At 58.7% G+C, this 19,531-nt stretch carries 18 protein-coding genes and 2 tRNA genes; 18 read left to right on the forward strand and 2 right to left on the reverse strand.

What is annotated here, in order from left to right; translation table 11 throughout:
- Window positions 1-29: 29 nt before the first annotated feature.
- Complete coding sequence (locus KHO07_RS27305; RefSeq protein ID WP_150735496.1) at window positions 30-1,691, reverse strand: OFA family MFS transporter; 1,662 nt, start codon at window positions 1,689-1,691, stop codon at window positions 30-32.
- A 356-nt stretch (window positions 1,692-2,047) separates the two neighbouring features.
- Between KHO07_RS27305 and KHO07_RS27310 the strand changes: the two genes are divergently transcribed.
- From KHO07_RS27310 to vapC, 10 genes are all read left to right on the forward strand, one after another.
- Entirely contained in the window at window positions 2,048-4,273 is a 2,226-nt protein-coding gene (locus KHO07_RS27310) for an AsmA family protein (protein WP_212626019.1), read from the forward strand.
- Window positions 4,270-5,337: an A/G-specific adenine glycosylase gene (gene mutY, locus KHO07_RS27315; protein WP_212626020.1), complete on the forward strand. Its 1,068-nt coding sequence runs from the start codon at window positions 4,270-4,272 to the stop codon at window positions 5,335-5,337. The genes KHO07_RS27310 and mutY overlap by 4 nt, the downstream gene beginning before the upstream one ends.
- The gene (locus KHO07_RS27320) at window positions 5,334-5,606 is read left to right on the forward strand and encodes an oxidative damage protection protein (RefSeq protein WP_075947164.1); all 273 of its coding nucleotides are present in this window, start codon (window positions 5,334-5,336) and stop codon (window positions 5,604-5,606) included. The genes mutY and KHO07_RS27320 overlap by 4 nt, the downstream gene beginning before the upstream one ends.
- A gap of 103 nt (window positions 5,607-5,709) precedes the next feature.
- Window positions 5,710-5,785: transfer RNA gene (locus KHO07_RS27325), tRNA-Phe, on the forward strand.
- A 473-nt stretch (window positions 5,786-6,258) separates the two neighbouring features.
- Window positions 6,259-7,311, forward strand: a complete 1,053-nt coding sequence (locus tag KHO07_RS27330; protein ID WP_212626021.1) for a PDDEXK nuclease domain-containing protein — start codon at window positions 6,259-6,261, stop codon at window positions 7,309-7,311.
- Window positions 7,312-7,383: 72 nt separating this feature from the next.
- On the forward strand, window positions 7,384-8,358 hold the full coding sequence (locus KHO07_RS27335; RefSeq protein WP_212626022.1) for an alpha/beta fold hydrolase: 975 nt from the start codon (window positions 7,384-7,386) through the stop codon (window positions 8,356-8,358).
- A gap of 20 nt (window positions 8,359-8,378) precedes the next feature.
- Complete coding sequence (locus KHO07_RS27340) at window positions 8,379-8,795, forward strand: hypothetical protein (protein WP_150735491.1); 417 nt, start codon at window positions 8,379-8,381, stop codon at window positions 8,793-8,795.
- Window positions 8,796-8,801: 6 nt separating this feature from the next.
- Window positions 8,802-9,254 (forward strand): hypothetical protein, encoded by a 453-nt coding sequence (locus KHO07_RS27345; RefSeq protein WP_212626023.1) that lies wholly within the window; start codon window positions 8,802-8,804, stop codon window positions 9,252-9,254.
- A 172-nt stretch (window positions 9,255-9,426) separates the two neighbouring features.
- Complete coding sequence (gene vapB / locus KHO07_RS27350; protein WP_212626024.1) at window positions 9,427-9,657, forward strand: type II toxin-antitoxin system VapB family antitoxin; 231 nt, start codon at window positions 9,427-9,429, stop codon at window positions 9,655-9,657.
- Window positions 9,657-10,064 carry a tRNA(fMet)-specific endonuclease VapC gene (gene vapC, locus KHO07_RS27355; protein WP_212626025.1) on the forward strand — a complete coding sequence of 136 codons (408 nt, stop codon included), beginning with the start codon at window positions 9,657-9,659 and terminating at the stop codon, window positions 10,062-10,064. The genes vapB and vapC overlap by 1 nt, the downstream gene beginning before the upstream one ends.
- A gap of 74 nt (window positions 10,065-10,138) precedes the next feature.
- Here vapC and gabP read toward each other — a convergent pair whose 3' ends face one another.
- Window positions 10,139-11,530, reverse strand: a complete 1,392-nt coding sequence (gene gabP, locus KHO07_RS27360; protein WP_150735487.1) for a GABA permease — start codon at window positions 11,528-11,530, stop codon at window positions 10,139-10,141.
- Window positions 11,531-12,082: 552 nt separating this feature from the next.
- On the opposite strand from gabP, the gene KHO07_RS27365 reads away from it, so the two are divergent.
- The 8 genes from KHO07_RS27365 (at window position 12,083) to KHO07_RS27400 (ending at window position 18,862) form a co-directional block, all read left to right on the forward strand.
- Window positions 12,083-12,856, forward strand: coding sequence for an ABC transporter ATP-binding protein (locus KHO07_RS27365; RefSeq protein WP_150735486.1), 774 nt, complete (start codon window positions 12,083-12,085; stop codon window positions 12,854-12,856).
- Between the two features lie 13 nt (window positions 12,857-12,869).
- Window positions 12,870-13,619, forward strand: coding sequence for an ABC transporter substrate-binding protein (locus KHO07_RS27370; RefSeq protein WP_150735485.1), 750 nt, complete (start codon window positions 12,870-12,872; stop codon window positions 13,617-13,619).
- A 78-nt stretch (window positions 13,620-13,697) separates the two neighbouring features.
- Complete coding sequence (locus KHO07_RS27375; protein WP_007972786.1) at window positions 13,698-14,393, forward strand: ABC transporter permease; 696 nt, start codon at window positions 13,698-13,700, stop codon at window positions 14,391-14,393.
- Window positions 14,390-15,079 carry an ABC transporter permease gene (locus tag KHO07_RS27380; protein WP_150735484.1) on the forward strand — a complete coding sequence of 230 codons (690 nt, stop codon included), beginning with the start codon at window positions 14,390-14,392 and terminating at the stop codon, window positions 15,077-15,079. Before KHO07_RS27375 ends, KHO07_RS27380 begins: the two co-directional genes overlap by 4 nt.
- Window positions 15,060-16,289: a methyltransferase gene (locus KHO07_RS27385; RefSeq protein WP_212626026.1), complete on the forward strand. Its 1,230-nt coding sequence runs from the start codon at window positions 15,060-15,062 to the stop codon at window positions 16,287-16,289. Before KHO07_RS27380 ends, KHO07_RS27385 begins: the two co-directional genes overlap by 20 nt.
- 370 nt (window positions 16,290-16,659) lie before the next feature.
- On the forward strand, window positions 16,660-17,187 hold the full coding sequence (locus KHO07_RS27390; protein WP_150735482.1) for a serine acetyltransferase: 528 nt from the start codon (window positions 16,660-16,662) through the stop codon (window positions 17,185-17,187).
- A gap of 104 nt (window positions 17,188-17,291) precedes the next feature.
- Window positions 17,292-17,367 (forward strand) — tRNA-Thr (locus KHO07_RS27395).
- A 172-nt stretch (window positions 17,368-17,539) separates the two neighbouring features.
- Window positions 17,540-18,862, forward strand: a complete 1,323-nt coding sequence (locus KHO07_RS27400) for an integrase arm-type DNA-binding domain-containing protein (protein WP_212626027.1) — start codon at window positions 17,540-17,542, stop codon at window positions 18,860-18,862.
- The last annotated feature ends 669 nt before the right edge of the window (window positions 18,863-19,531 follow it).

Below are 19,531 nucleotides of genomic sequence, written 5' to 3' on the forward strand. Positions count from 1 at the left end.
AGCAAGCCGGCTCCTCCAGGAGGTCGGTGTTAGTGAAACAGTACTGCCGTCTTCTGCAGAGTCACCCACACACCCCACGCCAACGGAATACCCACCGCCAGCCAGGCAGCAATCGCCAGAGGCTTGGAGCCCGGCGCAGCTTTCCACTCCAGCGAAGTGCTGGCGTCAGCGCCTTTGTCGTGGCCCAGCGCCTGTTCGGCAGCCAGTTCAGCGTCGGTCATGAAGTACTTGTCAGCCACCGGACGCACCAGCAGGTTGCAGATGAAACCCAGCACCAGCAGGCCGGCGAGGATGTACAAGGTGATGTCGTACGCTGCCGCACGCTCAACGCCGATGCTCAGCTGATACTCACGCAGGTAGTTCACCAGTACCGGACCCAACACACCCGCCGCAGCCCATGCGGTCAGCAGACGACCGTGGATCGCGCCGACCATTTGCGTACCGAACAGGTCCGCGAGATACGCAGGAACGGTGGCAAAACCGCCGCCGTACATCGACAGGATGATGCAGAACGCAGCCACGAACAGGGCGACGTTGCCCAGGTGACCCAGGTTCGGAATCAATGCGTACAGCGCAAAGCCCAGGGCGAAGAACACGAAGTAGGTGTTTTTGCGACCCAGGTAGTCCGAGAACGATGCCCAGAAGAACCGGCCACCGATGTTGAACAGGCTCAGCAGGCCGGTGAAACCGGCGGCGATCGCTGCGATCGAGGCCAGTTGCCCCGCATCCAGCTGACCGAACGGCAGGTCATTGCCCAGCAATTTGCCGCCGAACACTTCCTGCAACAGCGGCGAAGCCATGCCCAGGATGCCGATACCGGCCGAAACGTTCAGGCACAGCACCAGCCACACCAGACGGAATTGCGGGGTTTTCCAGGCCACGTTCACATGCACGTGACGGTTGGTGATCATCGCGTTCGAGGCTTTTTTCGCCGGAGCGGTCCAGCCTTCAGGCTTCCAGCCGGTCGGCGGAACGCGGTAAGACAGTGCGCCACCGATCATGAACACGAAGTAGATCGCGGCCATTGCCACGAAGCTCTGCCATACGCCAACGCCTTCTGGCGAACCGAAGTGGCTCATCAGGGCAGTCGCCAACGGTGCACCGACCATCGCACCGCCGCCGAAGCCCATGATCGCCATGCCGGTCGCCATGCCGCGCTTGTCCGGGAACCACTTGATCAGGGTCGACACCGGCGAGATGTAACCCAGGCCCAGGCCGATACCGCCGATGACCCCGGAGCCGATCCACATCAGCCAGATCTGGTGCGTGTAGATGCCCAGTGCCGAAATCAGCAGACCGCCACACCAGCACAGTGCCGATACAACACCGGCCTTGCGTGGTCCGGCATGTTCCAGCCAGCCGCCCCAGATGGCTGCCGAGCAACCCAGGAAGATGAAGAACAGGGTGTAGATCCAGCCGAGCATCGAGATCGGCCAGTCGCATTGCGAAGAAAAGACTTGAGCGATGAAGCTCATGTCTGGAGCGCAGGCCATCGGTTTGGTGATGCCCAGCGCCTTGGACAGTGGCAACCAGAACACCGAGAAGCCGTAGGCCATGCCGATGCACAGGTGGATGGCCAGAGCGGCCGGTGGTACCAGCCAACGGTTGAATCCGGGCTTGGCGATGATGCGTTCCTTGGACAGGAACGCGGGCTGGTCGGCATAGCCGTCCGCCGCGATACTCGTGGTCATTGTGTATCCCCCAATTATTAGAATGGTTCGTCAGCCGCTCTTCACCCCCAGCCTTTATGCGCACGCATGACTGTTTTTTTAGGTGAAGCTCCATTTTGGTGCGGCATCAAGTCGCAGAAGGACCGACGAACGGGCGAAGGTTACCATTTGCACGTGACAGAAAAACCAAAGTGATATCAGTTTTTGTACGTTATCCGATCTCTGACACGCATAAACCACCCCACCGATCATCGCCGGGCTGCGAAATGAACATGCCACTCGATACCCTGTCCGAGTGATCGCTGACCGGTCGTCTCTCTCGGAGCGCTATACTCCCCGGCTAAATTTTGAATTCGACTAACTACAAGGACTCGCCCATGAAAGCGTTCGGCAAAATCCTGGGTCTGGTACTTCTCGGGCTGTTGCTGATCATTGTGGCGCTGGGCTTTGCCCTGACCCACCTCTTCGATCCCAACGACTACAAAGACGAGATTCGCCAGATTGCCCGCGACAAGGCCCACATCGAGCTGACGCTCAATGGCGATATCGGCTGGAGCCTGTTCCCATGGCTGGGCCTGGAACTGCACGACGCCGGTGTCGCGACCCTGGCCAAGCCTACCGAGCCGTTTGCCGACCTGCAGATGCTTGGCCTGTCGGTCCGCGTACTGCCGCTGCTGCGCCGCGAAGTGCAGATGAGCGACGTGCGCGTTGAAGGCCTCAACCTGCGCCTGACCCGCGACAAGGATGGTCACGGCAATTGGGAAGACATCGGCAAAGTGGCGAAACCGGCGACCCCGGACTCCCCGCCGGCAACCCCTGGCGAAGCCGAGACGCAAACCGCCACCCAGGTAGAAAAACCGGCCCAGCCGATTCGCCTGGACATCGACAGCCTGACCGTCAACAACGCCCGCGTCGAATACAACGACGAAAAAACCGGCAAGCAATTCAGCGCCGAAAGCATCCAGCTGAGCACCGGCCCGGTGCATGACTCCACCAACATTCCGGTCAAACTCACCGCATTCCTCGGAACCAACCAGCCGGTTTTGCGGGTGCGCACCGAACTCAACGGCGAGCTGCGTTTCGAGCGCGCCTTGCAGCGCTACAAACTCGAAGACATGAAGCTGTCCGGTGAGGTCGCTGGTGATCCGCTGCAAGGCAAGACCATGACCTTCGCCGCCCAGGGCCAGTTGCTGCTGGACCGGGCCGCCAACGTTGCCGAGTGGACCGGCATCAAGATCTCCGCCAATCAGCTGCGTGCACTGGGAGAGTTGAAGGTCAACGATCTCGACAAGACCCCGCAGGTCAGCGGCGGCCTGTCGATCGCCCAGTTCGACCTGGCAAAATTCGTCGACAGCATCGGCCAGAAACTCCCCGTCATGGCCGAGGGCAGCCTGAGCAAAGTGGAACTGGCAACCCGTCTCGCGGGCACGCCCTCCAGCCTCACGCTTGACGACATCAACCTCAAACTCGACGACAGCACCTTCAGCGGCCGCATCGCTGTCGAGGACTTCGCCAAGCAATCGCTGCGCGCCACCCTCAAGGCCGACACCTTCAACGTCGACCGCTACCTGGCGCCGAAGTCGGCCGAAGCCAACAGCGCCAAGCAAGTGCGTCAGGCCGAAGTCGCCAGTACCGAAGCCGATGCAATGGCGGGCGCCGGCAGCACACCGCTGCCGCAATCGCCGACCAAAGAGGCCTGGAGCAGCGAGCGTCTGCTGCCCGTAGAACGCCTGAGCAAACTGGATGTGGACGCCGACCTGACCTTCGGCCAGTTGACCCTGGAAAAACTGCCGATCCGCAACGCGGTACTCAAGGCCAACGGCCAGGGGGGCCTGCTGACACTGACAAGCCTGCGCGGCGATCTGTACGAAGGTAACTTCGACGCCAAGGGCACCCTCGATGTGCGCCAGCAGGCGCCTGTGCTGAACATGCAGACGCAGATCAGCCGCGTACCGGTGGAAAAAATCCTCGAAAGCCAGGGTAAAGAACCACCGGTCAAAGGTCTGGTCACGCTCAACAGCACCCTGACCGGCACCGGCAACAGCCAGAAAGCGCTGATCGAAACCCTCAACGGCAACGCCAGTTTCGTCATCAACAACGGCGTATTGCTCAATGCCAACCTCGAGCAGCAACTGTGCAAAGGCATCGCCACGCTCAATCGCAAAACCCTCAGCGGCGAGCCGCGGGGCAAGGACACACCGTTCCAGGAGCTCAAGGGCAACCTCAATTTCCGTAACGGCGTGGCCAGCAACCCGGACCTGAAAGTGCGCATCCCGGGCATGACCGTCAACGGTGACGGTGATGTCGATCTGCGGGTGCTGGGCATGGATTACCGCGTGGGCATCGTTGTCGAAGGCGACACCAGCGCCATGCCGGACCCGGCCTGTCAGGTGGGCGAGAAATTCGTCGGCATCGAGTGGCCGCTGCGTTGCCGTGGCCCGCTGGAGCTGGGCGCCAAGGCTTGCCGACTCGACAACGAACGCATGGGCCAGGTCGCGAGCAAACTGGCGGGCGAACGCATCAGCGAAAAAATCGACGAGAAGCTGGGCGACAAAGTCAGCCCGGAACTCAAAGACGCGCTCAAGGGGCTGTTCAAGCGATGAGAGCCGAGCAGTTTTCAACGGCGGTGCTGGAATGGTTCGACCGCCATGGCCGGCATGATTTGCCCTGGCAACAGGACATCAACCCGTATCGGGTGTGGGTCTCGGAAATCATGCTGCAGCAGACTCAGGTCAGCACTGTGCTCAATTACTTCGACCGGTTCATGGCTTCGCTGCCGACGGTCGAAGCCTTGGCCACTGCGCCGGAAGACGAAGTGCTGCACCTGTGGACCGGCCTGGGTTACTACACCCGCGCGCGCAATCTGCAGAAGACCGCGAAGATCGTCGTCGAGCAGTACGGCGGCGAATTTCCCCGGGATGTGGAAAAGCTCACTGACCTGCCGGGCATCGGCCTGTCCACCGCCGGCGCGATCGCCAGCATCAGCATGGGCCTGCGCGCGCCGATTCTCGACGGCAACGTCAAACGCGTGCTGGCGCGCTTTACCGCGCAAGAGGGCTACCCCGGCGAGCCGAAGGTCGCCAAACAGCTCTGGGCGAACGCTGAGCGCTTTACGCCCCATGATCGGGTCAACGCGTACACCCAGGCGATGATGGACCTGGGCGCGACGCTCTGCACCCGCAGTAAACCCAGCTGCCTGCTGTGTCCGCTGGAGAAAGGTTGCGAAGCGCACATGCTCGGCCTGGAAACACGCTACCCGATTCCCAAGCCGCGCAAAGCCATCCCGCAGAAACGCACGCTGATGCCGATGCTCGCCAACGGCGAAGGTGCGATCCTGCTTTACCGTCGCCCTTCCACGGGCTTGTGGGGCGGTTTATGGAGCCTGCCGGAACTCGACGACCTCGATGACCTGCAACACCTGGCTTCGCAACACTCGCTGGAACTGGGCACGCAGCAATCGCTGCCGAGCCTGGTGCACACTTTCAGCCATTTCCAATTGTCCATCGAACCCTGGCTGGTCCAAGTCCAGGAAGCCGGCCATCACGTGGCCGAGGCCGACTGGCTCTGGTATAACCTCGCCACCCCGCCGCGCCTGGGCCTTGCCGCCCCGGTCAAAACCTTGCTCGAACGCGCGGCCGCCGTATTGAACGCAGGAGAGTCGTCATGACCCGCACCATCATGTGCCGCAAGTACCAAGAAGAATTGCCAGGCCTGGAGCGCGCTCCGTTCCCGGGCGCCAAAGGCCAGGACATTTTTGACCACGTCTCGGCAAAGGCCTGGGCTGACTGGCAAAAACACCAGACCCTGCTGATCAACGAAAAACGCCTGAACATGATGAACGCCGAAGATCGCAAATATCTTCAGGGCGAGATGGATAAGTTCTTTTCCGGCGAGGAATACGCCAAGGCCGAAGGCTACGTGCCGCCGTCGGAGTAACCCCGCTAAATCGGGGGTTGGATCGTAAGCGACGGTAATAATTAAAATTTTTTTGAAAACTTGCTTGACGACCCCCTGAAAAACCAGTTTAATGCGCCCCGTTGCCCAGATAGCTCAGTCGGTAGAGCAGGGGATTGAAAATCCCCGTGTCGGCGGTTCGATTCCGTCTCTGGGCACCAAATACCGAAAACCCTGAATCGCAAGATTCAGGGTTTTTTTATGCCTGCGATTTAATGAAGCCCGTTCCAGAACATCGAAACGCCAGGCGACACCTTCAATCCCCCGCCCCCCCTCTTGGCAGTCTCTCAAACCTGTCGGAACGCTCCGCCTGCGTTAACGGAAATGGCTGGAGGAGCTGCCGCATCGCCGGAGAGACAATCGGTATTTTCTTCCCCCGCTGTCATCACAGACGACCCGTTGCGACTTCAGGGCTGAAGCAGGTGACAACCTCAGTCAATTGGCAGGTTTTGTATCAGTCTTGGTTTGAGTACGAAACGTACTACGAGAATCACTCCTCGGATCTGACTTGATATACGCCCGGTCCTGCGAGAAAAACCGGTATTTCTTGCCGGCTTCTCAGCGTCGGCCGGCATCGCTGGCCCAGGCCTTTTGCGATTCTCTTCTGCGTGTTCAACGCGACGCGGAAGACTTCATGAGCGCTCTCAAACCCGGCGACACCCCAGACCCACAACTCGCTTCACTACTTGGCAATCTTGGCGCATTGATCCGCCAGGCACGTCAAAAAGTGTTGCGTGCGGTCGACACCATTCAAGTGCAAACCTGCTGGCAGATCGGTCGGCATATTGTCGAGTTCGAGCAGGGAGGGGCTCGGCGGGCGGGTTACGGAAAACAATTGCTGTCGACCCTGGCAGAGGTGCTGACAGCGGAGTTTGGCAAGGGCTTTGACGCCTCCAACCTTCGCTACATGCGCCTGTTCTATCAAGCGTTCCCAATTCGTGACGCACTGCGTCACGAATTGAGCTGGACCCACTACCGCCGTCTGCTTCGGGTCGACAACGACAGTGCTCGTCTCTGGTACATGAACGAATCAGCTACCCAAAACTGGTCAAGCCGCGCGCTGGAACGCCAGATCAACACGCTCTACTACGAGCGCCTGCTGGCAAGCCGCGATCGCGGCAGCGTCAAGCAGGAGGCCGCTACCAACATTCAGAACATGAAAGCCAGCCCTCGGGATTTCATCCGCGATCCGGTGGTGCTGGAGTTTCTTGGCTTGCCCAACGCGGGCAGACTTCAAGAAAGCAAAATAGAGCAGGCGCTGATCGAGCAGCTTCAGGGCTTCCTGCTCGAACTGGGCAAAGGATTTGCCTTCATCGCGCGTCAACAGCGCATCAGCACTGACAGCAAGGACTTCTACATCGATCTGGTGTTCTACAACTACCTGCTCAAGTGCTTCGTCATCTTCGATATCAAGCGCGGTGAACTGACCCATCAGGATGTGGGGCAAATGGACATGTACGTGCGAATGTACGACGACTTAAAGCGCGCAGATGAAGACGGCCCCACCGTTGGCATCATTCTCTGCGCACAGAAAGATGAGTCCGTGGTGCGCTACTCGGTGCTGGAGGGCAACGAACAATTGTTTGCCAGCAAATATCAGTTGGTACTGCCGAGCGAGGAAGAGTTGCGCGCGGAACTGGATCGAGAGCGGGCAGCTCTGGAAGAGCGGCTCGGGCAAAAACCGTGATGATGTCCGGTGGATTGTTCATCGGCTGCGTGAAGACTATCGTTGGCAACTACCCGCAAAGGTCTGGCGCCGATGAATTGGCAGGAAACACCACCACTTGCTCCCACTCAAATCGAGCTTCCGTTAACGAGTGATGCGCTTGCCGAGCCCTTCAGGCAACCCGCTGCCGATGGCTTCATCCTGGGTGGATTCGCCTGGCGGCATGCGGCTGCGGACTCCACTCGCCCGGTCGTCATCATCAATGCCGCGACCTCGGTCCGCTGCCGACACTACTCGCGTTTCGCCGATTACCTGTTCGCTCACGGCTTCGATGTCATGACCTACGATTACCGAGGGATCGGCGAATCACGTCCGGCGTCGATCAAAGGGTTACAAGCCTCGTGGACCGACTGGGGCGCACTGGATTTCGAGGCGATGCTCCAGCGTGCGCAGCAGGAGTTTCCCGATCAGCCCATTGATGTGGTCGGCCACAGCTTTGGCGGCTGTGCAGCGGGCCTGGGAGCCTCTGGACAACTCATCCGGCGCCTGGTGACGGTCGGCGCGCAATTCGCTTACTGGCGCGACTACGCACCCGCCCATCGCTGGCGCATGTTTGGCAAGTGGCACGTGGTGATGCCTTTGGTGACAAAGATCTGTGGTTACTTTCCCGGCAAACGCCTTGGCTGGCTGGAAGACACGCCCGCCGGTGTGGTCCGCGACTGGAGCACGCCCACCGCCCGCTACGAAACGCGTCCCAGCGGTCGGATAATCAACGGTCACCTGCCCTTCGCCAGCGTGACCGCGAATACCCTGGCGATCAGCATCAGCGACGATCCCTACGGCACTATTGCGGCCATCGAACGCCTGCTCGCCTACTTCACCGGCAGCACCAGGACACACCTGCGCATCACGCCCGAAGACATCGGCGAAACAGAAGTTGGACATTTCGCCTTTTTTCGCAGCGCATACCAAGCCACACTATGGCCCATTGCATTGTCCTGGCTGCAAAACGGCGAGCTGCCCCCTGACACACCCGGGCGGGCAGTACCGCGTAGCCACCCCAATTAACGCATAACGGAACAACATCCATGGCCTCCGCCAACAAGCAGCAAAAACGCGCCTCCCGCGCCAAGGCCAAGGCCAAGCAGAACCGCACCCAACGCGCTGCCGCGCCGGTCGAACTCGACCCCAATGATGACCGCATCGACTTCGAGTCGGTCGACCTGACCGAACTGTTCAAGAAAATGATCGACGCCGAGAAAACCAGCCAGCAAGCCATGTGCACGGCTTTCCTCGAGGACCCGTTGCTGGAACTGGTCTACGAACAGGAGGGCGAAGAAGGCGCGATGGATTTCATCCTGGCGGCGCTGATCGAGTATCGCCAATGGTCCACAGAAACCGACGAAGCCGGCGCCTTGGCGTGGATTGAATCAGCGGCCTTCCAGGCCGACTACGTGGCAGCGTCCGACGCTATCGCCGCGCAAACCCAACAGAAACCGAACTGAGCTCCCATGGCCTCCCTGAACAAGCAACAGAAACGCGCCAAGCGTGCAAAAGCCAAAGCTAAACAAATCAATATCCACGGCCGCAAACCCGCCGCACTGGACGATGACCTGGGCGAAATCGGCGAGCCGATTCCGGAGTACACCTTGGCGATGTTCAGCAAAATGCGCGACGCGGAAGCCGTCAGCCGCAGCGAAATGCTCTCGGTCTTGCTGACCAACCTCGCCTTCATCATCGTCGACCATCCAGAACTGCTGGACATGGAAAACGCCGATGACGAAGGCATGGCCGCCACCCATCTGGCCGCCGACATGCTGATCGACTACCGCATGTGGGCCGACGGCATGGACCGCGAGACCGCCCAGGCATGGCTGAGCGAGCCGCAGTTCATTGCTGACTTCGGTGCTGCGCTGGATGTCTACCGTGAGTCGCAGGACGCGCCGGTGGAAAAAACCGAGTAAGGGTTACGACTCGAATAAAAACGGCCGCTTGTCATCACTGACAGCGGCCGTTTCTTGTTGCGTGATAAACCAGAGTATCCGACCCCCCACCCGATACGTATATCCCATTGACATATCCATAATAAAATCTACTCTTTGGACTTACCCCACCCGCATTAGCACAGGAGGCAATATGGAACAGACCACTCTTTTCATGAGCAATCGAAGCCAGGCTGTTCGCCTTCCCAAAGCTGTAGCAATGCCAAGCGACGTAAAACGGGTCAACGTAGTTGCCATCGGCCGGGCCCGCATCATTACCCCCGCAGACGAAACATGGGATAGCTGGTTCGACGGGGAAAGCGTATGTCCGGATTTCATGACTGATCGTGACCAACCCACCGATCAGGAGCGTGAGTCGTTTTGATGATCAAATTCATGCTCGATACCAACATCTGCATTTTCACCATAAAGAATAAACCGCAATTTGTAAGAGAAGCCTTCAACCGCCATGACGGACAGTTGTGCATCAGTGCTGTGACTCTAATGGAGTTGATCTACGGTGCCGAAAAGTCAGCAGCACCGGAAAAGAACCTTTCCGTGATCGAAGGCTTCGCGGCGCGCCTTGAAGTTTTGCCCTTCGACAATGAAGCCGCCGCGCATACCGGGATGATTCGATCCGAGCTGGCGAAGGCTGGAACCCCCATCGGCCCCTACGACCAAATGATTGCCGGGCACGCGCGCTCACGCGGGTTCATCGTAGTAACGAATAACCTGCGGGAATTTGAGCGGGTTCCAGGCTTACGTGTAGAAGACTGGGTACACCCCGGTTGAACCGAACGAAGTCACAAACAAAAACGGCCGCTTGTCATCCCTGACAGCGGCCGTTTTGCGTCATGCGGTACGGATCAGTTCAGTACCACCGCACCTGCTTTCTGCTGCTTGCGACGGCGAGCCACCAGCAAACCGGAAGCAACCACCAGGACACTGAGCAGGCCGGTCGCGAGGATTTCCACCCGGTGGGCGTCCTGGAACAACATGATGGTCAGGGCCGCGACGATGAAGACGATCACTGCGTAGGTCAGGCCCGGGAACAGCCACATGCTGAAGACGATCTTTTCGCCGCGAGCCATGCGCTGCTTGCGCATGCGCAGTTGCGAGATCGCGATCACCAGGTACACAAGCAGTGCAATGGCGCCGGAGCTGGCCAACAGGAACTCGAACACCGCCGCCGGGGCTACATAGTTGGCGAATGTGGCCAGGAATGCGGCACCCGTGGACAGCATAACCGCCCAGTAAGGCGTGCCACTTTTGTTGGTGCGCGTGGAAACGGCTGGCGCATCGCCGCGCTTGCCCAGGGAGAACAACATACGCGACGACGTGTAGAGCGCCGAGTTCAGGCAGCTGGTCACGGCGACCAGGACGACGATGTCGACGATCATTTTGGCGTTCGGGATGCCCATGCGCTCAAGAACGGTCTGGTAGGAACCGACGCTGGCCAGAATCGGATCGTTCCATGGCACCAGGGCCACAACGATGAAGATCGATACGAGGTAGAACAAGCCGATCCGCCAGATCACCGAATTGGTGGCCTTGGAGATTTGCTTGCCAGGGTCTTTCGATTCCGCGGCCGCGATGGTCACGATTTCGGTACCCATGAAAGAGAACATGGTGGTCAGAATGGCACCCAACACCGCGCCCATGCCATTTGGCAGGAAGCCCTGGGTGTCGAACAGATGGGAAACGCCGCTGACTTGGCTGCCTGGCAGGAAACCGAAGATCGCCATGACGCCCAGTACAATGAAACCGATGATCGCCAGGACTTTGATCAGGGCGAACCAGAATTCGAATTCACCGTAGTTCTTCACGCTGAACAGGTTGGTCACGGTCAGCAACATTGTGATGACCAGGGCGAAGGCCCAGATATCTACGCCAGGGAACCAGGCATGCAGGATGGTTGCGGCAGCGTTGGCTTCCAACGGGATGACCAGCACCCAGAACCACCAGTACAGCCAGCCGATGGTGAAACCGGCCCAGTGACCGATCGCTCGGTCGGCGTAGGTCGAAAACGAACCCGTGTCCGGCGAGGCAACAGCCATTTCACCGAGCATGCGCATCACCAGCACCACCAGCATGCCGGCGGCGGCGTAGGCCAGCAGCACGGCCGGGCCTGCAGCAGCGATAGCGTGACCCGAGCCAACGAACAGGCCGGCGCCGATAACACCGGCGATCGACAGCATGGTCACATGACGCGGTTTAAGCCCCTGTTCGAGGCCGTTAGAGCTTTGGGTACTGCTCATTGAAACTACCTTTGTAAAGGAAAAGCGAATGCGTGCAGCCCGTGAAGCCTCTCTCTTGTAAAAAGAAACAAACAGGGCGTTCCGGAATCTGCACGCAATAAATGCGCCAAAATGTTTCAAAACCTTCTGTAACGGGGGCTCATGTCCTGACCGGACAGTCATCGCAAGTCATTGAGATTAATGGCAATTCGCCAGAATGTTACCCTGCGCCCCACTTTAAGGACGATTCAAGGCACCAGAAACACACCCCAAAAATGCTCAGCGCACAATAAAAGTGCGTTTGGCCGGTTAGCGCTTCCCACCCCCCGCCAAAGCTGGCAACATCGCGCCCTTTTTGCGAAAGCCGCTGTGCTTTTTGCTTGTAATCCAGGTTCAAACGTCTGTTCGGTTGTTGATGGGGCGACAGTCTGCTGTGCCGATGCGACAACCTGCCACACGCCACCCGTTTACTGCCCGTAGTGCTGTTGGCTGCCTTTGAAACGCTATGCTAGCTTGGCCGCCTCGCCAGGAAGGCGACCAACAGCAGGAGCGAATACACAATGAGGAACGCACATGGCTGAGGCCACGCCCGCGCTTGAAATCCGTAACTTGCACAAACGCTACGGCTCGCTGGAGGTGCTCAAGGGCATTTCGCTGACCGCCCGCGACGGCGATGTGATCTCGATCCTGGGTTCTTCCGGCTCCGGCAAGTCCACGTTCCTGCGCTGCATCAACCTGCTGGAAAACCCGCATCAGGGACAAATCCTGGTGGCCGGCGAAGAACTCAAGCTCAAGGCCGCGAAGAACGGTGAACTGGTTGCCGCCGACAGCAAGCAGATCAACCGCCTGCGCAGCGAGATTGGTTTTGTGTTTCAAAACTTTAATCTATGGCCGCACATGAGCGTGCTCGACAACATCATCGAAGCCCCGCGTCGCGTACTCGGCCAGAGCAAGGCCGAAGCCATCGAAGTCGCCGAAGCCCTGCTGGCCAAGGTCGGCATCGCTGACAAGCGCCACGCCTATCCGGCCCAGCTATCCGGTGGGCAGCAACAACGCGCGGCCATCGCCCGCACCCTGGCCATGCAGCCCAAGGTCATCCTGTTCGACGAGCCGACCTCCGCGCTTGACCCGGAAATGGTCCAGGAAGTACTTAATGTCATCCGCGCACTGGCCGAAGAAGGCCGCACCATGTTGCTCGTGACCCACGAAATGGGCTTCGCCCGTCAGGTCTCCAGCGAAGTGGTGTTCCTCCACCAGGGCCTGGTAGAAGAGCAAGGATCGCCACAGCAGGTGTTTGAAAACCCGCTTTCGGCGCGCTGCAAACAATTCATGTCCAGCAACCGCTAACGGAGCTACCCACATGCAGAACTACAAAAAGGTCTTCCTGGCTGCCGCCGTCACCCTGGCGTTCAGCGCCGGTGCCATGGCCGAAACCCTGAAGATGGGCATCGAAGCGGCTTACCCGCCGTTCAATAACAAAGATGCCAGTGGCAACGTCGTCGGCTTCGACAAAGAGATCGGCGACGCCCTGTGCGCCAAGATGAAAGTCGAGTGCACCGTCGTCACCTCTGACTGGGACGGCATCATCCCGGCCCTCAACGCCAAGAAGTTCGACTTCCTGATCTCCTCGATGTCGATCACGGACGAGCGCAAGCAAGCGGTGGACTTCACCGACCCGTACTACTCCAACAAGCTGCAATTCATCGCGCCGAAAAGCGTCGACTTCAAAACCGACAAAGCTGCGCTGAAGGGCAAAGTGATCGGCGCACAGCGCGCGACCCTGGCCGGTACTTTCCTCGAAGACACTTATGGTGACGACATCACCATCAAGCTCTACGACACTCAGGAAAACGCCTACCTCGACCTGACTTCCGGTCGTCTGGACGGCATCCTCGCCGACAAATACGTCAACTATGAGTGGCTGAAAAGCGATGCCGGCAAATCCTATGAGTTCAAGGGTGACCCGGTAGAAGAAAGCGACAAGATCGGTATCGCCGTGCGTAAAAACGATCCAATCCGCGAGAAGCTAAACGTCGCGCTGAAAGAAATCGTTGCTGACGGCACTTACAAGAAGATCAACGACAAGTACTTCCCGTTCAGCATCTATTGATTCTGACCTGCCGGACCGACGCCGCCTCCTGACGGCGTCGGTCCCCGGCATTGCCTGCCGCGATTTGAAAAGAAATCCATGATTATCGACCTCTACGGATTCGGCCCGGCGCTCGCCGCTGGCGCGCTGATGACTGTGAAACTGGCTCTCTCGGCCCTGTGCCTGGGGCTGGTGCTCGGTCTGCTCGGCGCCTTGGCCAAGACTTCCCCGTACAAGCCGCTGCAATGGCTTGGCGGCACTTATTCGACGCTGGTTCGCGGCATCCCGGAATTGCTCTGGGTGCTGTTGATCTACTTCGGCACGGTCAATTTGATGCGTGCCCTGGGCGAGTTCTTCGGCAACCCCGATCTTGAACTCAACGCCTTCGCCGCTGGCGTGATCGCACTGGGCCTGTGCTTCGGCGCTTATGCCACGGAAGTGTTTCGTGGCGCGATCCTCGCCATTCCCAAGGGCCATCGTGAGGCCGGCGTAGCGTTGGGCCTGTCGAAATGGCGGATCTTCACCAAGTTGATCATGCCGCAGATGTGGCGCATCGCCCTGCCCGGCCTGGGCAACCTGTTCATGATCCTGATGAAAGACACCGCGCTGGTATCGGTGATCGGCCTGGAAGAAATCATGCGTCACGCGCAGATCGGCGTGACCGTCTCCAAACAACCGTTCACCTTCTATATGGTCGCCGCCTTCATGTACCTGGGCCTGACGGTTCTGGCGATGACCGGCATGCATTTCCTGGAAAAACGCGCCGCTCGCGGCTTCGCAAGGAGCACTCAATGAACTGGGAAGTCATCATCAAGTGGCTGCCAAAACTGGCCCAGGGCGCAACCCTGACCCTGGAGCTGGTGGCCATCGCAGTGATTGCCGGCCTGCTGCTGGCAATCCCGCTGGGCATCGCCCGTTCTTCGCGCTTGTGGTGGGTACGGGCGTTTCCCTACGGCTACATCTTCTTTTTCCGCGGCACACCGTTGCTGGTTCAACTGTTCCTGGTCTACTACGGCCTGGCGCAGTTCGACGCAATCCGCAACAGCTCAATGTGGCCTTACCTGCGCGATCCTTTCTGGTGCGCCACGGCGACCATGACCCTGCACACCGCGGCCTACATCGCCGAGATCCTGCGCGGCGCGATCCAGGCGATTCCACCGGGCGAGATCGAAGCCGCGCGAGCGCTGGGCATGTCCAAGACCAAGGCGCTGATCTACATCATCCTGCCACGCGCCGCGCGCATCGGCCTGCCGGCCTATAGCAACGAAGTGATCCTGATGCTCAAGGCCAGCGCCCTGGCGAGCACCGTGACCTTGCTGGAACTGACCGGCATGGCTCGCACCATCATTGCCCGGACCTACCTGCCAGTAGAAATCTTCTTCGCCGCCGGCATGTTCTATCTGGTGATGGCTTACGTGCTGGTGCGCGGCTTCAAGCTGCTAGAGCGCTGGCTGCGCGTCGATGCCTGCCAAGGCCGTTGATTCCCATGTACTGACGGGCGAGGCCCTGCTCGCCCGCTTCACGGCGCTGGATTCGTTTCTGACAGAAAATGAGGCGCTCTGGAAACCTCGACCGTTCACACATCTTCAGCTCCCGTGGGAAATGTCCCACCCGGAACTGGCTGCCTGGCTACGTCGGCGGTCACTGGAAGATGCGGAAAATGCACACAACCACCCCGCTCTACTGAACGCACCAGAGCCTTTTGCATCATTGGCAAAACTGTCCGTTGCATTGGCTGACGTGGATGAATTGCCCGCCCATGCACTGGCCAAGGCGGGCCATCGACTGAATGTCGACGTGCCGGGCCGCAAGTGGCAACAGATCGAAGCCTTCGCCAGCCGTTTGCAATTTGCCGATGCTCCCGGGCATTGGCTGGATTGGTGCGCGGGCAAAGGCCATCTGGGCCGCCGCTTGTTGCAAACCGGCCAACAGCTGACCTGCGTGGAATATGACCCGGCGCTGGTTGCCAGCGGCCAGGCCCTCAGCCAACGCCATCAACTGCATGCGTTACATGTTGAACAGGACGTGCTCGCTGCCACCGCAGCCTCGTTGCTAAAGGCTTCACACACGCCCGTCGCCCTCCACGCCTGCGGCGATCTGCATGTGCAACTCATGCGCCTGGCCAGTGCGGCAGGTTGCAAGCAACTCGCCCTCGCGCCTTGCTGCTACAACCGGATCAGTCTGACCCACTACGCGCCAATGTCCGCTGCCGCCCAAGGTTCCGGCCTGCAACTGTCGCTCGATGACCTGGCGCTGCCCATGAGCGAAACCGTCACCGCCGGCGCTCGCGTGCGACGTCAGCGCGACACGTCCATGGCCCGGCGCCTGGGATTCGATCTGCTGCAGCGGGACCTGCGTGGCATTGACGAATACCTGCCGACTCCGTCCTTGCCCAGTGCCTGGCTGGACAAATCGTTCGCCGATTACTGCCATCATTTGGCCGGACTCAAAGACTTATCCACAATCGCTGCGCAAGACTGGCCGGCACGCGAAAAAGCTGGCTGGCTGCGCCTGGCGCACGTGCGCAACCTGGAGCTGGTACGCGGACTTTTCCGACGTCCATTGGAACTGTGGCTGGTCCTCGATCGCGCGCTCTTCCTCATGGAGCAGGGATATGCCGTTCGCCTCGGAACCTTTTGTGAAAGCCCACTGACCCCGCGTAATTTACTGCTGCTGGCTGAACGCTCTTAACAAGCGCCAACCTGTGGATAACTCTGTTGATGAAATTATCGTGGATCCAATATTTACAGCTGTTTCAGCCGTGAAACCAAACTGTTCAATTTTCGTACAGGCGGATAAATAACCCGAAAAACAGGGATTTGCGCACAGATGAGAACGAATCCACAAAACCTCCACAAATCCCGTGCATCCGAAATCCCGTTGTGCATAAGCATTCAATCAAAAGGACATAACCGCCAAAATCGAGGCAGTGTCAGCAGCATATGCACAGGATCTTCAGCCTTTGAATAAACAAGCGAATCGGGCGGCATCGATAGGCACCCTAATAGCAACCAGCTACTATCGGCGGCTTCACTGACAATGATTCAGCAGGGGCCACGTTTTGAATCTCGACACCTTGATAGAGCACTGGCAGTCGGAAGTCTCCAACAAGAAAAAACGCGGCAGCCGCACAGGCCTGATCAGCAACATCCTCAAGCGAACGCGCAAGAACAATACCCTGCGCTACTTGTTCATGTTCCGGCTGGCCCAGTACTTCTACTCCGGAAACAGTTTTGCACGCCGCTACGCCAAACGCCTGGAACGAAAACTCAACCTCAAGTACGGCGTAGACATCAGCATCGATGCCCAGATCGGCCCGGGCTTTCGCATCGGTCATTTGCCCGGCGTAGTAATCACCGGCAACGTCAAAATCGGCCGCAATTTTTTCATTCGGCAAAACACCACCATCGGCATCAAGACCTTGGGCCTGGACCGTTATGAGCTGGTGATTGGAGACAATGTCAGCGTCGGCGCCAACAGCTGCATCATCGCCGACACCCTGACGATCGGCGACAACGTCACTATCGGCGCCATGTCATTCGTCAACAAAGACATCCCGCCGGGGACGACGTTTTACAACGCGCGATGAGAACCAACGAGCGCCAGAATTGCGCACCAGAGGCTCGCGCAAAAATAGTCAGAATTCAGGGGTTTACAGAACCTGCCCAATCGCTATAATCGTCGCCCTGACACGCCGGTATAGCTCAGATGGTAGAGCAACTGACTTGTAATCAGTAGGTCCCGGGTTCGATTCCTGGTGCCGGCACCATCCAAGGTTCCAGAGAAGGCTTTCAAAATCTCTGGAACCCCCGAAAAACCCGCCTTCTGGCGGGTTTTTTCGTTTTGGCGTTCCATCGGTTTCCGTCAGAAACTGGTGGATTCCAACCGTTTTAAGGGTAGAGTTTGGGATACAGGTCACTTCGATAAAAGGGAGTACCCTTATGTCGCGCACCACAGCTCCGCTCTCCGACGCAGCTTGCCGCTTGGCAAAACCTACAGACCGCGCCTACAAGCTTTTCGACGGCGATGGCCTCTATCTCCTAGTCCAACCCAATGGCCGCAAAGGCTGGCGGCTCCGTTACGTCAAACCTGACGGACGCGAAGGACTGACCTCGTTCGGCAACTACCCCGTCATTGGCCTCGCCGATGCGCGCCGCAAGCGCTTGGACGTCAAGCGAATGCTGGCGGATGGCATTGATCCCATAGAGACCAAGCACCAAGCCAAGGCGGAAGCCGTGATCAAAGGCAGAACCTTTGAAAGCGTTGCCCTGGACTGGCACACGGAAATGTCGGCCAAGTGGGCACCAGGCCACTCCAAGACTGTGATGAGCCGCCTCAAAACCCACGTGTTCCCGCTGATCGGCGCTCGCGCCATTGTCGACCTCGACACCCATGACCTCATGCAGCCCTTGGAAGCGATCAAGAAGCGCGGAACGATAGACGTTGCTTTAAGGGTACAAAACTACCTGCAGAGCATCATGCGTGAGGCAAAGCGCCTGCGGCTTATCACCATAAACCCTGCTTACGATCTCGAAGGCTCGATCAAGGCCCCGCGGGTGGTGCATCGCCCCGCTCTACCCTTATCGCGACTGCCGGAACTGCAGGAGCGGATCGACACCTATAAAGGCCGGGCACTTACACGTCTGACGGTGATGCTGTCGCTGCATGTATTTGTACGATCCAGCGAGCTGCGTTTCGCACGCTGGAGCGAGTTCGACCTCAAGCGCGGAACCTGGGAGATACCGGACACTCGCCCCGCGCTGGAAGGAGTACCCTTTTCCACAAGGGGTACGAAGATGGCAGGGGATATCCATTTAGTACCCTTATCGCCGCAAGCAGTGACGCTACTCGAAAAAATCCATGCACTCACAGGCAAATTCGCATTGGTCTTCGCAGGGGATGCCAAACCCTGGAAGCCCATGTCCGAAAATACCGTGAACAACGCGCTTCGGACGATGGGATACGACACCAAAACCGATATCTGCGGGCATGGGTTTCGTTCGATGGCCTGCAGCGCACTGATCGAGTCAGGATTGTGGTCGGAGACAGCCATTGAACGGCAGATGAGCCACAAAGAGCGCAACAACGTCCGCGCCGCTTACATCCACAAGGCCGAGTTCATCGAGGAGCGCAGGCTGATCATGAACTGGTGGAGCCGGTACCTGGAGGCCAACCGGCAGGAGCATGTCACTCCACACGAATTCGCGAACCAGACAGGAGCGAACGTCACTCGCCTAAAAGCAAAACGTGGCGCAACTGAGTAAGCGCTCGGTCTTCATATCTCAGCGATCCGCTTGTCCACGCGGGTCCATCCAAGCAGGGCTGCAAAGCCGCCCTGCTTGGATGGACCTCACTTAAAAAAATCTAAAGCCCACGCAACTGTCTGTGGAAAACCACTGATTTCCACCGGTGGATAATTTCATCCACAGCCGCAGAATTCCCGAAAACTCGAGCCTTGACCCAAATTATCCACAGGCGTAGAAAAGATCGGGCAAGCGCTGTCGTTGACAGCAACCCAGGTAGCCAGAATCTTTAAGGCTACGCCACACCGTGGTGGTTCTCCCAAAGTGCGATTAGCGTCCGGCGGCTCGCACGGTCACAGCGATGTGATGGATGCCTACTTTTACCAGTGTGCCCACTGCGGCAACTTCCCCCTTTCATAGCTGCCTTGCAGCAACCTATCCGCTTGGCCATTTCCTTGCGCCAACCTGCGCCCGTCTCTTTCTCCCGGAAAGAGACGGGCGCTTGTACCACTGCTGCAGCCCAACTCGTACAAGGCTTTGCGGCATTCCCCCTAGTGACAATCGGCGTGACAAACACCGAAGTCGCCAGCAACAGCGATGCAGATGATGGTGCCGCAGCCCACGGAATGGACTGCACCTGACTGACAGTCAGGCATGCCCCGGTCATCGCTTCACTGCCTTCACCCGACT

It is taken from the genome of Pseudomonas sp. PP3 (assembly GCF_905336995.1).
GTDB lineage: Bacteria > Pseudomonadota > Gammaproteobacteria > Pseudomonadales > Pseudomonadaceae > Aquipseudomonas > Aquipseudomonas reinekei.